At 73.9% G+C, this 13,534-nt stretch carries 11 protein-coding genes; all 11 read left to right on the top strand.

All coding sequences use genetic code 11. From position 1 onward, the window contains the following. The first annotated feature begins 99 nt into the window (after positions 1-99). From rsmH to AOM02_RS04505, 11 genes are read left to right on the top strand one after another with little or no spacing between them, the layout of a single operon-like run. A complete protein-coding gene (gene rsmH, locus AOM02_RS04555) occupies positions 100-1,110 on the top strand; it encodes a 16S rRNA (cytosine(1402)-N(4))-methyltransferase RsmH (RefSeq protein WP_062297126.1) in 1,011 nt (336 codons plus the stop codon). Next, positions 1,107-1,496 carry a cell division protein FtsL gene (gene ftsL / locus AOM02_RS04550; RefSeq protein ID WP_062297124.1) on the top strand — a complete coding sequence of 130 codons (390 nt, stop codon included), beginning with the start codon at positions 1,107-1,109 and terminating at the stop codon, positions 1,494-1,496. Before rsmH ends, ftsL begins: the two co-directional genes overlap by 4 nt. 5 nt (positions 1,497-1,501) lie before the next feature. Next, positions 1,502-3,292 (top strand): peptidoglycan D,D-transpeptidase FtsI family protein, encoded by a 1,791-nt coding sequence (locus tag AOM02_RS04545; RefSeq protein ID WP_062297122.1) that lies wholly within the window; start codon positions 1,502-1,504, stop codon positions 3,290-3,292. 2 nt (positions 3,293-3,294) lie between these two features. Beyond that, positions 3,295-4,833 (top strand): UDP-N-acetylmuramoyl-L-alanyl-D-glutamate--2,6-diaminopimelate ligase, encoded by a 1,539-nt coding sequence (locus AOM02_RS04540; protein WP_062297120.1) that lies wholly within the window; start codon positions 3,295-3,297, stop codon positions 4,831-4,833. Then, on the top strand, positions 4,830-6,209 hold the full coding sequence (locus tag AOM02_RS04535) for a UDP-N-acetylmuramoyl-tripeptide--D-alanyl-D-alanine ligase (protein ID WP_062297118.1): 1,380 nt from the start codon (positions 4,830-4,832) through the stop codon (positions 6,207-6,209). Before AOM02_RS04540 ends, AOM02_RS04535 begins: the two co-directional genes overlap by 4 nt. Next, positions 6,206-7,291 (top strand): phospho-N-acetylmuramoyl-pentapeptide-transferase, encoded by a 1,086-nt coding sequence (mraY, locus tag AOM02_RS04530; protein WP_062297116.1) that lies wholly within the window; start codon positions 6,206-6,208, stop codon positions 7,289-7,291. The genes AOM02_RS04535 and mraY overlap by 4 nt, the downstream gene beginning before the upstream one ends. Continuing rightward, complete coding sequence (murD, locus tag AOM02_RS04525) at positions 7,288-8,664, top strand: UDP-N-acetylmuramoyl-L-alanine--D-glutamate ligase (RefSeq protein WP_062297114.1); 1,377 nt, start codon at positions 7,288-7,290, stop codon at positions 8,662-8,664. Before mraY ends, murD begins: the two co-directional genes overlap by 4 nt. An 8-nt stretch (positions 8,665-8,672) precedes the next feature. Then, positions 8,673-9,884 (top strand): FtsW/RodA/SpoVE family cell cycle protein, encoded by a 1,212-nt coding sequence (locus AOM02_RS04520; protein WP_062297111.1) that lies wholly within the window; start codon positions 8,673-8,675, stop codon positions 9,882-9,884. Next, a complete protein-coding gene (locus tag AOM02_RS04515; protein ID WP_228373771.1) occupies positions 9,877-10,989 on the top strand; it encodes a UDP-N-acetylglucosamine--N-acetylmuramyl-(pentapeptide) pyrophosphoryl-undecaprenol N-acetylglucosamine transferase in 1,113 nt (370 codons plus the stop codon). The genes AOM02_RS04520 and AOM02_RS04515 overlap by 8 nt, the downstream gene beginning before the upstream one ends. Then, entirely contained in the window at positions 10,986-12,341 is a 1,356-nt protein-coding gene (murC, locus tag AOM02_RS04510; protein WP_062297108.1) for a UDP-N-acetylmuramate--L-alanine ligase, read from the top strand. Before AOM02_RS04515 ends, murC begins: the two co-directional genes overlap by 4 nt. Continuing rightward, positions 12,334-13,419 (top strand): cell division protein FtsQ/DivIB, encoded by a 1,086-nt coding sequence (locus tag AOM02_RS04505; protein WP_062297106.1) that lies wholly within the window; start codon positions 12,334-12,336, stop codon positions 13,417-13,419. Before murC ends, AOM02_RS04505 begins: the two co-directional genes overlap by 8 nt. Positions 13,420-13,534 lie beyond the last annotated feature (115 nt).

Below are 13,534 nucleotides of genomic sequence, written 5' to 3'. Positions count from 1 at the left end.
CCTGTGGCCTCCTCCCGGATCGCTCTGGCGGACTTCCCCCCGCCAGAGGAGCTCGGAGGGAGACCACGGGGCACGGGCCGGACCCGGAGAGGAGGGTCGATGGGCGAGCAGGAGCACGAGGCACGTGAGGCCGCGGCGTCGCGGCACACGCCGGTGATGCTCGAGCGCTGCGTCGACCTCCTCGCGCCGGCCCTCGACCACGACGGCGCGGTCGCGATCGACGGCACGCTCGGCATGGGCGGCCACACCGAGGGCATCCTCGAGCGCTGCCCCCGGGCGCGCGTGGTCGGCATCGACCGCGACCCCCAGGCCATCGCCCTCGCCTCCGCGCGGCTCGCGCGCTTCGGCGACCGTTTCATCGCCCACCACGCCGAGTACGACGACATCCCGGGCGCGCTCGCCGCGGCCGGCGTCGACCGTGCCGACGGCATCCTGCTCGACCTCGGGGTCAGCTCGCTGCAGATCGACGATGCGGAGCGCGGCTTCTCCTACGCGCAGGACGCGCCGCTCGACATGCGGATGAACCCGGGCGACCCGGTGTCGGCGGCGGACCTGCTGCGCGACGCCGACGAGCGCGAGCTCACGCGCATCCTGCGGGTCTACGGCGAGGAGCGCTTCGCCTCCAAGATCGCCCGCTCGATCGTGCGCCGACGCGAGACCGACCCGATCACGCGCTCCGGCGCGCTCGTGGACCTCGTGCGGGCCTGCATCCCCGCGGCGACGCGCACGCCGGGCGCCGGCAACCCCGCCAAGCGCACCTTCCAGGCGCTGCGCATCGCCGTGAACCGCGAGCTCGAGGTGCTCGAGCGCGCGATCCCCGCCGCGATCGAGGGCGTGGGCGTGGGCGGCCGCGTGGTCGTCGAGTCCTACCACTCGCTCGAGGACCGCATCGTGAAGCGGGCCTTCGCGGAGGGCGCGGAGACGCAGGCGCCCCCCGGGCTGCCCGTCATCCCGGACTCCGCGCAGCCCTACCTGCGGCTCCTCACGCGCGGCGCCGAGAAGGCGTCGCCCGAGGAGGCCGAGGCCAACCCCCGATCCAAGCCCGTCCGCCTGCGAGCCGCCGAGCGGCTCCGTCCCACCCCGCCCGAGCGTCTGAGGAGGACCGCATGAGCGCCGCGCCCCTGCGTCAGCAGCGTGCCCACGCGCCCCGGCCGGAGGCGGCGCCCCGCCGCCACCTGCGCGCGGTCGCGGCCCCCGAGACGGCGCGCTCGCTCGTGCCGTTCGCGATCGCGTGCGTCGCCGTCGTGCTCGCCGCCCTCGCCTCGGTGCTGCTCATCAACACGACGATGGCCGAGGGTGCGTACGAGCGCCGCGACCTCAAGATCCAGATCGCCGACCTGCACGTCCAGCAGGCCGCGCTCCAGGAGACGCTCGACACGAACGCCTCGCCCGCCGAGCTCGCGAAGCGTGCGGTGCGGCTCGGCATGGCTCCCGCCTCGTCGCTGGGCTTCGTGTCACTATCGGACGGCATCGTCCTCGAGACAGGGGAGAAGTAGACCGCATGCCCTCGCCCCGCGCTCCGCGCCTGGCGGACCCGCGGCTGCGACAGCGGATCATCGCGGCGGGTCTGCTGCTCGTGCTGCTCGTGTTCGCCGCCCGGCTCGTGATGATCCAGGCGGTCAACGCGCAGGCCATCGCCGAGACTGCCCTGTCCGAGCGCCTCGTCACCAAGGAGATCACCGTCCCGCGCGCCGACATCGTCGACCGCGACGGCGTGGTGCTCGCGACGTCGGTCCAGCGCTACAACGTGGGCGTCAACCAGCAGAAGATCAAGGACTTCACGCGCACCGAGGACGGCGTCGTCGTCGCCTCGGGCCCCGTGGGCGCGGCCGAGATCCTCGCGCCGATCCTCGACATGGACCCGGACGAGCTGGGCGCCAAGATGGTGGGGGACAGCACGTTCTCCTACCTGGTGAAGGACATCTCGCCCGAGACGTGGGACCTCATCGCCGCGGAGAAGGTGCTCGGCATCGAGCCCGAGCTCGTCGAGAAGCGCATCTACCCGAACGGCACGCTCGCGGGCAACGTCGTGGGCTTCATGGGCGGCGCCGCCGAGGGCTCCGGCACCGTGGGCCTCACCGGCGTCGAGGCGGCCTACGAGGACGTCCTCGAGGGCACCCCGGGAGAGATCACGTACGAGCGCGACTCGACCGGCGCCTACCTCATCCCCACGGGCGTCCAGGAGGAGATCGAGGCGATCCCCGGCGACGACGTGGTCCTCACGATCGACCGCGACATCCAGTGGTACGCGCAGCAGCGCGCGCAGGAGGCGATCTCCGAGACCGGCGCGAGCCAGGCGACCGTCGTGGTGCAGGACACCGAGACGGGCGAGATCCTCGCGCTCGTCGACTCCGACAGCGTCGACCCCAACGACCCCTCCGCCTCCGACTCCGACGACCGCGGCGCGCGCTCGGTGTCGACCGTGTTCGAGCCCGGCTCGACGGCGAAGGTCATCACGATGGCGGCCGCGATCGAGGAGGGCGTCGCGACGCCGCTCACGCACTTCACCGCGCCGTACAAGTACACGACCGAGAACGACCAGACCTTCACCGACTCCCACGAGCACGACAAGGAGAAGCTCACGCTGTCGGGCATCCTCGCGACGTCGTCGAACACCGGCACGGTGCAGGTGGGCGAGCTCATGAGCTCGGAGACGCGCTGGAAGTACCTCAAGAAGTTCGGCTTCGGCGAGACCACCGGCGTGGGCCTCTACGGCGAGTCGGCGGGCATCCTCGCCGACTGGGACCAGTGGGACGGCCGCCAGAAGTGGACCACCACGTTCGGCCAGGGCCTCGCGGTCACGGCGCTGCAGACCAGCCAGGTGTTCTCGATCATCGCGAACGAGGGACTCAAGGTGCAGCCCTCGGTGGTCAAGGGCTACCAGGACGAGGACGGCACGTTCACCGCGCGCGAGTCCGAGGAGCCCAAGCGCGTGATCTCGAAGTCGACGGCGACGCAGGTGCTGACGATGCTCGAGGACGTCACCCAGGACGGCGGCACCGGCGTGCTCGCGCGCATCGACGGCTACCGCGTCGCAGGCAAGACCGGAACCGCGCAGGCCGCGGGCGCCGACGGCCGCCTCACGAGCATCGTCGCGTCGTTCGTGGGCATCGCGCCGGCCGACGACCCGCGTATCGTCGTGTCCGTCATCCTTCGCGACCCGAAGACCGAGATCTGGGGCGGCACCACCGCCGCGCCCGTCTTCAAGGATGTGGCAACCTTTGCGTTGCAGTCCCTGCGGGTGCCTCCGTCCACGTCGGAGCCCACGCTGTACCCGACCACCTGGAAGTGAGAATGCCGGACCTCTCGATGCGTCCCTCCCGCGTCGCCGGCGCCCTGCTGACCGCCATCGAGGCGCGCGTGGGCGCGGACCTGCACGGACCAGACGTGCGCGTGACGGGCGCGACCGTCGACTCGCGCGACGCCCGGCCGGGCGACCTGTTCTGCGCGCTGCCGGGGGAGAACGTCCACGGCGCGCGCTTCGCGGCGCAGGCCGTCGCGAACGGCGCCGCCGCGATCCTCACGGACCGCGCGGGCGCCGAGGAGGCGCGCGCGACCGGCGTGCCCGTGCTCGTCACGACCCACCCGCGCCGGGCCTGCGCCCTCGCCGCCGCGGAGGTCTACGGCGACCCCTCGCGCGACGTCCCGCTCATCGGGCTCACCGGAACCAACGGCAAGACCACCACCGCGTTCCTCACCGAGGGCGCGCTGCGCACGGTCCACGAGAAGGTGGGCCTGCTCGGCACGGTCGAGATGCGCATCGGCGACGAGGCGGCGCCCGCGGCCCGCACCACCACCGAGGCGCCCATGCTCCAGGGGCTGCTCGCGCGCATGCGCGAGGCGGGCGTGACCGCCGCCGTCGCCGAGGCCTCGTCCCAGGCGATCGCGCTCGAGCGCGTCACCGGCACCCGCTTCGCGGTCGTGCTGTTCACCAACCTCTCGTACGAGCACCTCGACTTCCACCACACCATGGAGGAGTACTTCGAGGAGAAGGCGCGCATCTTCACGCCCGAGTTCGCCGACCGCGCCGTCGTGCTGGTCGACGACGAGTGGGGCCGTCTCCTCGTCGACGAGGTGACGGTGCCGGTCGAGACCGTCGCGACCCGCCCCGGCTCGCCCCGCGCGGACTGGAACGCGGTCGACGCGCAGCCCACCGCGCGCGGCGGCATGCGCTTCGTGCTCGTCGCGCCGGACGGCTCGCGTCACGACGTCGACATCCCGCTGCCGGGCCTCATCAACGTCTCCAACGCGACCGGCGCGATCGTGTCCGCGTACGCGCTCGGCGTGCCGCTCGAGGACGCGATCCGCGGCGTCGAGATCGCGCGCCCCGTGCCGGGCCGCACCGAGATCGTCACCACCCGCGACGCGGACACCCCCATGACCGTGGTCGACTACGCGCACACGCCCGACGGCATCGCGAGCGTCCTCGAGGCGATGCGCCTCGTCACCCCCGGACGCCTCATCATCGTCTTCGGCTGCGACGGTCTGCGCGACGACTCGAAGCGCCCGGGGCTGGGCACGGCCGCCGCGACCCACGCCGACGTGGTCATCGTGACCGACGAGAACCCCCGCACCGAGCCGCCCGAGCACATCCGGGCCCGCATCCTCGAGGGGGTCGACGCCGAGCGGCCCGACCGCCGCGACGTCCTCGAGGTGTTCCCGCGCACGGCCGCCGTCGAGGCCGCCGTGCGCATGGCAGGACCCGACGACACCATCATCGCCACCGGCAAGGGACACGAGACCACGCAGGAGATCGACGGAGTGCATCACCCGTACACGGACGCCGGCGCCTTCCTGGCCGCCCTCGCCACGGTCCGCGAGGAGCGCGCGTGAGGCCGGTCACCGCGCAGTGGATCGCCAACGCGGTGGGCGGCACGCTCGCCGCGGACGTCGACACCCCGGTGAGCGGCGTCGAGAAGGACTCGCGCGCGATCGAGCCCGGCTTCCTCTACGTCGCGTTCGTGGGGGAGCGGGTCGACGGGCACGACTACGTGCCCCAGGCGGTCGCCGCCGGCGCGTCGCTGTGCCTGGTCTCCGAGCCGGTCGACGCGCCGCACGTGCTCGTCGCGGACGTGCAGGCCGCGCTCGGCTCGCTCGCCCGCGCGTACCTCGCGCTGCTGCGCGCCGAGGGCGGGATCACGGTCATCGGCATCACCGGGTCCAACGGCAAGACCACCACCAAGGACCTCCTGTCGCAGGCGCTGCCCGACGTGGTCGCGCCGGTCGGCAGCTTCAACAACGAGATCGGCATGCCGCTCACCGTGCTCCGCGCCGACCTGTCGACCCGCTTCCTCGTGCTCGAGATGGGCGCGAGCGGGCTCGGCCACATCGACTACCTCACGTCGATCGCGCCGCTCGACGTCGCGGTCGCGCTCACGGTCGGCACCGCGCACATGGGGGAGTACGCCTCCCCGGACGACGTCGCGGTGGCGAAGAGCGAGATCGTCACGGGCCTCGTCCCCGGCGGCGTCGCCGTCCTCAACGCGGACGATGCGCGGGTCGCCCCGATGGCCGCGCTCGCCGAGCGCGCCGTCATGTTCGGCGTCGGTCACGGCGACCTCGCCGCGCACGACGTCACCTCGGACCGCGGACGCGCGTCGTTCGAGGTGGTGCGGGCGGGCGAGCCGCCGCTCGAGCTGCCGCGGCGCACGCTCGCGCTCGTGGGCGAGCACCACGTCACCAACGCGCTCGCCGCGCTCGCGGTGTGCCTCGAGGTCGGGCTCGACCCCGCGACCGCGTGGGAGCGCGTCGCCGCCGCCGGGCCGGTCTCGGCGCACCGCATGGCGCTGACCGAGCGCGCGGACGGCGTCACGATCATCGACGACGCCTACAACGCCTCGATCGAGTCCGTGCGCGCCGCGCTGCGCGCGCTCAAGCTCGTCGCGGACGGCGGCCGCACGGTCGCGGTGCTCGGCGAGATCCGGGAACTCGGGGACGCCTCCGTGACCATCCACGAGCAGATCGGCACCGACGTCGTGCGGCTGCGCATCGACCGCACGATCATCGTCGGCGCGGGCGCCCGCCCCGCCTTCGTGGCGGCGGTCCGCGAGGGCTCGTGGGGCGACGAGGCGGCCTACGTCGATACAATCGGCGAGGCGCGCGCGCTCCTCGAGGAGACGCTGCGCCCCGGGGACACCGTCCTCGTCAAGGCCTCCCACGGCTCCGGGCTGTGGGAGCTCGCGGACCAGCTCGTGGGAGGAGTCGGATGAAGGCCGTCGTCTTCGCGGCAGGGCTCGGAGTGCTGCTGTCGCTGCTCGCGACCCCGGTACTCATCCGGTACCTGACGCACCGTCAGTTCGGCCAGTTCATCCGTCAGGACGGCCCGGCCAGCCACCACGTCAAGCGCGGCACCCCCACCATGGGCGGCGTCGTCATCATCCTGGCGGCGGTGCTGGCGTGGCTCGGGGGCAACCTCCTCGTCGGCCGTGCGCCCAGCGCATCGTCCATCCTGGTCGTCTACCTCATGGTCGGCCTCGGCCTCGTCGGCTTCCTCGACGACGCGATCAAGATCTCGCGCGAGAGGTCCCTGGGCCTGAGGGCGCGGTGGAAGTTCCTCGGCCAGGGCGTCGTGGGCATCTCGTTCGGCATCCTCGCGCTGCAGTTCCCGGACGGCCGCGGCGTCACGCCCGCCTCCACGGCGATCTCGTTCCTGCGCGACACCAGGCTCGACCTCGCGATCTGGGGGCCGACCATCGGCCTCATCCTCTTCGTGGTGTGGTCGAACCTGCTCATCACGGCCTGGTCCAACGCGGTCAACCTCACCGACGGCCTCGACGGCCTCGCGAGCGGCACCGCCGTGATCTTCTTCGTGGCGTACATCCTCATCAACCTGTGGCAGATCAACCAGGCGTGCGGCGCCCCCGGCGCGGGCACCACGTGCTACGAGGTGCGCGACCCCTGGGACCTCGCCATCCTGGCGGGCGCCATCGCGGGCGCATGCCTGGGCTTCCTGTGGTGGAACGCGAGCCCCGCGAAGATCTTCATGGGCGACACCGGCTCGCTCGCGATCGGCGGCGCGATCGCGGGCATGACGATCGTCACCCGCACCGAGCTCCTCGGCGTCATCGTCGGCGGCCTGTTCGTGCTGGTCGTCGCGAGCTCGGTCCTGCAGATCGGCTGGTTCAAGATCTCGGGCGGCAAACGCCTCTTCAAGATGGCGCCGCTGCACCATCACTTCGAGCTGATGGGCTGGGGCGAGGTCACCATCGTGGTCCGGTTCTGGATCATCGCGGCGATGTTCACCGGCCTCGGGGTCGGGATCTTCTACGCGGAGTGGGTGGCCTCGCTGTGACGGACCTGACGACCCTCGAGGGCCGTCGCGTCCTCATCCTCGGAGTCGGCATCGCGGGCACCTCCGCGGCCGAGGTGACGCGCTCGCTCGGAGGCACGGCCGTGACGGTCGACGCCAACGGCGCGGCCGACCACCGCGACGTGTCGGAGGTGGACCTCGGCTCGTTCGACGTGGTGATGGCGTCCCCCGGCTTCGCGCCGCACTCCGACGCCGTCCGCGCGTGCGAGGCCGCGGGACTCGAGATCTGGTCCGAGATGGAGTTCGCGTGGCGCGTGCGCCGCCCGGGCATCCCGTGGGTGATGGTCACCGGCACCAACGGCAAGACGACGACGGCGCAGATGGTCGGGGCGATCGCGCGGGCCGGCGGGCTCGACGTGCGCGTGTGCGGCAACATGGGCATCCCCGTGATCCACGCCGCGCGCGAGGAGTCGGACCTGGTGGCCGTGGAGATCGCGAGCCTGCAGCTGCACTTCGCGCACACCATCTCGCCGCACGCGGCCGTGTGCCTCAACGCGGACGACGACCACACGGACTGGCACGGCAGCCTCGAGGCGTACCGCGCCGACAAGGCGAAGGTCTACCAGCACGTGCAGGTGGCGTGCGTGTACCCGGCGGCGGACGCGCTCGTCGAGTCGATGGTCGCCGAGGCGGACGTGGTCGAGGGCGCGCGCGCGATCGGCGTCACGCTCGGGTCCCCCGCGCCGTCGCAGCTCGGCATCGTCGAGGGGCTGCTGCTCGACCGCGCCTTCGTGCCCGACCGCCACCGCCAGGCCGCCGAGCTCGGCGAGGTCGACGACCTCGCGCACCTCGTCGCCGGCGACGTGCCGCCCTACCTCGCCACCAACGCGCTCGCCGCGGCCGCGCTCTGCCGCGCCGTGGGCGTGCCCGCCGAGGCGGTGCGCGACGGGCTGCGCTCCTTCCGCCTCGACCAGCACCGCACCGCGTGGGTGCGCGACCTCGACGGGGTGTCCTACGTCGACGACTCGAAGGCGACCAACGCGCACGCCGTCGAGGCGGCCTTCGGCGGGCGAGCCGACAAGTCGGTGGTGTGGATCGCCGGCGGCCTCGCGAAGGGCCAGGAGTTCTCCGGGCTCGTGCGCGCGCTCGCGGGCCGCGTGCGGGCCGCCGTGCTGATCGGCGTGGACCAGGAGCCGCTCGCCTCGGCCCTCGCGACACACGCGCCCGAGATACCGGTGGTCCCCGTGCCCCCGGGGGAGGATGTGATGAGCCGGGCGGTCCAGGCCGCGCGGGGGCTCGCGGAACCGGGGGACACCGTCCTCCTGTCACCCGCCTGCGCATCGATGGACCAGTTCCGCAGCTACGCGGACCGAGGAGAGGCGTTCACCAGGGCGGTGGAGGCGTGGGACCGCTAGGAGGCGGCATGACGGCGACCGCGGCACGGCCCGAGAGCACCGTCAGCGCCTGGCGCTCGCCCCTCGCCTCGTACTACCTGCTCGTCGCGGCGACCGCGATCCTGGTGCTCGTGGGCCTCGCCGTCGTGCTGTCGAGCTCGTCGGTCGCGTCCATCCGGACCACCGAGGGCAACGCGTACGCGGGCTTCATCACGCAGCTCATCGCTCTCGCGGCCGGCATGGCGGCGCTCGTCGTCGGCTCGCGCCTGCCCATCAAGGCGTGGCGGATCGTCGCGCCATGGGTGCTGTACGGCTCGATGGCGCTGCTGACCGTCGTGCTCGCCACCGGCTTCGCGGTGGGCGGCAACAAGGCGTGGATCCGCGTCGCCGGCTTCAGCCTGCAGCCGTCCGAGATCGCCAAGCTGGGCCTCGCGCTCTACCTCGGCGTGGTGCTGTCGCGCTTCCGCCACCGCCTCACGAACCCGCGCGACATCATGATGCCCGGCGGGCTCATGGCGATCGCCGTGATCGGCCTCGTGCTCGCGGGCAAGGACATGGGCACCGCGATGATCCTCATGGTCATCGTGCTCGTCGCGTTCTGGGTCGCGGGCGTGCCCGCCCGCTTCTTCGGCATGGTCGGCGTGGTGGGCGTCGTGGGCCTCACGGCGCTCGTCTTCTCCGCGCAGTCGCGCGTCGCCCGCATCGAGCAGTGGCTGACGGGCGAGTGCGTGAGCGACGCGTGCTGGCAGCAGACCCACGGCACGTGGGCGCTCGCGCAGGGCGGCCTGTGGGGGCTCGGCCCCGGCATGAGCCGCGAGAAGTGGGGCTGGCTGCCCGCCGCCGACAACGACTACATCTTCGCGATCATCGGCGAGGAGTTCGGCCTGCTCGGCACGCTGCTCATCCTCGCGGCCTTCGCCATGATCCTCGTGGCCGTCACGCGCATCGTCACCCGCAGCACCGACCGCTTCGTGCAGATCGCGGGCGCCGGGATCGGCGCGTGGATCGTCATCCAGGCCGTCGTCAACATCGCGGTCGTCCTCGAGTTCCTGCCCGTCACGGGCGTTCCGCTCCCGCTCGTCTCCTCCGGAGGTTCGTCCCTCATCATGTCGCTCGCCGCCATGGGCGTCCTGCTCTCCTTCGCCCGTCACGAGCCCGGCGCGGCCGAGGCGCTCGCGGCCCGCCCGTCCGTGGTGCGCCGCTCGCTCGCCGTGCTGTCCCGGGGGACCCGGCGTGGCTAGGCTCCTGCTCGCCGGCGGGGGCACCGCCGGCCACGTCAACCCGCTGCTCGCGACCGCCTCGACGCTGCTCGAGCGGGGCCACGACGTCACCGCGGTCGGCACGCCCGACGGCCTCGAGGCGGACCTCGTGCCGCGCGCGGGCCTCGAGCTCGTCGAGATCGAGAAGGTGCCGTTCCCGCGCCGCCCCGACGGCGCCGCGCTGCGCTTCCCGTCGCGGCTGCGGCGGGCCATCCGCGACTGCGAGGCGGCCATCGACCGGCTCGAGGCCGATGCGGTGGTGGGCTTCGGCGGCTACGTGTCCACCCCCGTGTACCTCGCGGCGCGACGCCGCGGGCTTCCGATCGTCGTGCACGAGGCCAACGCCAAGCCCGGCATCGCCAACAAGCTGGGCGCGCGCCTGACCGAGCGCGTCGCGGTGACGTTCCCCGGCACCCCGCTGCGCCACGCGACGGTCACGGGCCTGCCGCTGCGCCCCGAGCTCGAGTCGCTCGCCCGCACCCTCTCGGACCCGGACAGCCGCGCCCGCGCGGCCGCCGCGGCGCGCGAGTCCCGCGGCTGGGCGCCGGACGCCCACGTCCTGCTCGTCTTCGGCGGCTCGCTCGGCGCCGCGAGCGTCAACGCGGCGCTCGCCCGGGCCGTCGGCGCGCTCGTGTCCCACGGCGTGCACGTCATCCACCTCACGGGCAAGGGCAAGACCGAGGACGCCTACCGCGCCCTCGCGGAGCTGCCCGCCGCCTCGCGCGGCATGTACGCGGTGTCCGAGTACGCGCACGACATGGCGAGCGCGTTCGCCGCGGCCGACGGCGTCGTGTGCCGCTCCGGCGCCGCCACCGTGTGCGAGATCGGGGCGCTGGGCCTGCCCGCGCTGTACGTGCCGCTGCCGCACGGCAACGGCGAGCAGGCGCTCAACGCCGCCGCCGCGGTCGAGGCCGGCGCGGCCGTGCTGGTGCGGGACGCCGACCTCACGCCCGCCTCGCTCACCCTGCACGCCGAGCACATGCTGCTCGACGCCGACGCGCGCGAGACGATGCGCGAGGCCGCACGCGGCATCGGCATCGCCGACGGCGCCGCGCGCCTCGCGGACCTCATCGAGGGGGCCCTGTGAGCGAGCGGATCCACTTCATCGGCGTCGGCGGCTCCGGCATGTCGGCGGTCGCGCGGCTCATCGCGGCGCGCGGCTACACGGTGTCCGGCACCAACCTCGCCGAGACCGCGTACTTCCAGGCGCTCGCGGACGCCGGCATGGACGTGCAGCTCGGCCACGACGCGGCGCTCGTCGACGGCGCCGCCGCGGTCGTGGTGTCGACCGCGGTGCGCGAGACCAACGTCGAGCTGGCGCGCGCCCGCGCGCTCGGCATCCCCGTCTGGCACCGCTCGGAGGCGCTCGTGCGCGCGCTCGAGGGGCAGCGGCTGGTGGCGGTCGCCGGCTCGCACGGCAAGACCACGACCTCCGCGATGGTCGCCCACGCGCTGCACGCGGCGGGCGTCGACGCGGGCTTCGCGGTGGGCGCGCGCGTGTTCGGCATCGAGGGCGCGGTCGCCGGCGGCTACGCGGGCACGGCCGGCATCTCGGTGCTCGAGGCCGACGAGTCCGACGGCTCGTTCCTGCGCTACCACCCCGAGGTCGCGATCCTGCTCAACATCGAGCCCGACCACCTCGACTTCCACGGCACCGTCGAGAACCTCCACCGCGCGTTCGCGGACTTCGCGTCGCAGTCCCGCACCGTTATCGCGTGCGTGGACGATGCGGTGGTGCGGGGCCTCGCGGACGCCGCGCGGGCCGCCGGCACGCGGGTCCTCACGTACGGCTCGGAGGGCTCGGGGGCGGACGCCGTCGTCGGGCCGGACGCGATCGCGTACGACGGGCGCGAGATCCCGCTCGCGGTGAGCGCGCCGGGCGCGCACAACCGCCTCAACGCGACCGCGGCGTGGCTCGCCGCGGTCGAGATGGGCGCGGACCCCGACGCGGCCGCCGCCTCGTTCGCCTCGTTCGCGGGCACGGGCCGCCGGTACCAGCTGCGCGGCGAGGCCGCGGGCGTGCGCGTCATCGACGACTACGCGCATCACCCGACCGAGGTGGCCGCGCTGCTGCGCGCGGCACGGGACGGGGGAGCGGGCCACATCGTGGTGCTGTTCCAGCCCGCGCTGTTCACGCGGACGCAGATGCACGCCGAGAACTTCGGGCGGGCGCTGTCCGTCGCGGACGCCGACGTGGTGCTCGCGCCGGTCCACGGCGACCGGGAGGACCCGATCCCGGGCGTCTCCTCGGCCTCGATCGCGGAGCACGCGGTCATGCCCGAGGGCTCGACCCTCACGCTCGCCGACGACCTCGAGCACGCCGCGCGGCTCGCGGCGGATGCCGCGCGGGCGGGGGACACCGTCTACACCGTCGGCTCGGGCACCGTGACGCTCGCGGCCGACTGGATCCTCGCGCGCCTCGCGGAGCGCGATGTCTGAGGTCCGCCGCCCCCCGCGTCCGGCCGCGCGCCGGTCGCCGGGCGACGCGCCCACCGCCTCCACCGCGCCCACCGCGCCCACCGCGTCGACCGACCGCCCGCGGTCGGGCAGCGTCGCCACCGGCACGCGGCCGCGCTCGACCGGGGTGCCGGTCACCGCGGAGACGGACGAGCTCGCGCGCGCGTGGCGCCGGGACGGCGAGCGCCGCCGGAGCACCGGCACGGGCGCGACCCGCACGACCGAGACCGCGCCGCCCTCGCGCGGCCGCCGCTGGGGCGGCCTGCTGAGGCGCCGCACCACGCGGGGCGCGGAGGCTGCGGCCGAGCAGCTCGGCAACGTGACGCTGCGCCTGCAGTCGCGGCTCAAGGAGCGCGCGGCCGCGCAGCGCCGGCTGTCGGCGCTGGTCTGGGCGCGACGCGCGGGCTACGTCGCCATCGCGGGCGCGCTCGCCTGGGTCGTGCTCGCCTCGCCCGTGCTCGCGCTCGATCCCGAGCAGGTCGAGGTCACGGGCTACGGCACCGTCGTCGACCCGGAGGACGTCGCGAAGGTGGTGGACGCGCACGAGGGCGACTCGCTGGCGACCCTCGCCTCGTCGCGCGTGGCGGACGAGCTGCGCGAGGTGCCCGGGGTGCGCGACGCCGCGGTCGAGCGCGTGTGGCCCCGAGGGCTGCTCATCGAGCTGACCTCGCGCGAGCCCGTCGCCGCGGTGCCGAGCACCGACGGCGGCTACGACCTCCTCGACTCCGAGGCGACCCGGGTGGGCCGCTCGGACGCGACCCCTGCGCGTCTCCCCGTCGTCACCATCCCGACGGGCAAGGGCAACGAGCGCATCCTCGAGTCCGTGCTCGGCGTCGTGAACCAGCTGCCCGCCAGGCTCCGCAACCGGGTCCAGGACATCAGCGCGACCACGGAGGACACCGTGACGTTCGTGCTGCGCGACGGGCCCCGCGTCGACTGGGGGAGCGCCGAGGACTCCGCGCTCAAGGTGAGCGTGCTGCAGGTGCTGCTGCGCTCCGCGCAGGCGAAGGACGCGACCGAGATCGACGTCTCCGCGCCGACGCTGCCCGTCATCACCTGACGCGGCAGGCGGCCGGGCCCCGCGCTTCACGATGCGCGCCGATAATTCTTCGCGACACGCGCGTGTCGGCCTCGGGAACGGGGCGACCCGCCCGTACCTTCGTCAGTGAACGACT

Origin of the sequence: Demequina maris (assembly GCF_000971155.1) — a bacterium.
GTDB classification, from domain to species: Bacteria; Actinomycetota; Actinomycetes; order Actinomycetales; family Demequinaceae; genus Demequina; species Demequina maris.
Note: the sequence above shows the minus strand (reverse complement) of the source record. Positions and strands in the feature narration are given on the sequence as shown.

Excerpts from the sequence above, each read along its gene's own strand:
- rsmH (WP_062297126.1), top strand. The coding sequence starts at position 100 with ATGGGCGAGCAGGAGCACGAGGCACGTGAGGCCGCGGCGTCGCGGCAC.
- ftsL (WP_062297124.1), top strand. The coding sequence starts at position 1,107 with ATGAGCGCCGCGCCCCTGCGTCAGCAGCGTGCCCACGCGCCCCGGCCG.
- AOM02_RS04545 (WP_062297122.1), top strand. The coding sequence starts at position 1,502 with ATGCCCTCGCCCCGCGCTCCGCGCCTGGCGGACCCGCGGCTGCGACAG.
- AOM02_RS04540 (WP_062297120.1), top strand. The coding sequence starts at position 3,295 with ATGCCGGACCTCTCGATGCGTCCCTCCCGCGTCGCCGGCGCCCTGCTG.
- mraY (WP_062297116.1), top strand. The coding sequence starts at position 6,206 with ATGAAGGCCGTCGTCTTCGCGGCAGGGCTCGGAGTGCTGCTGTCGCTG.
- AOM02_RS04520 (WP_062297111.1), top strand. The coding sequence starts at position 8,673 with ATGACGGCGACCGCGGCACGGCCCGAGAGCACCGTCAGCGCCTGGCGC.
- AOM02_RS04505 (WP_062297106.1), top strand. The coding sequence starts at position 12,334 with ATGTCTGAGGTCCGCCGCCCCCCGCGTCCGGCCGCGCGCCGGTCGCCG.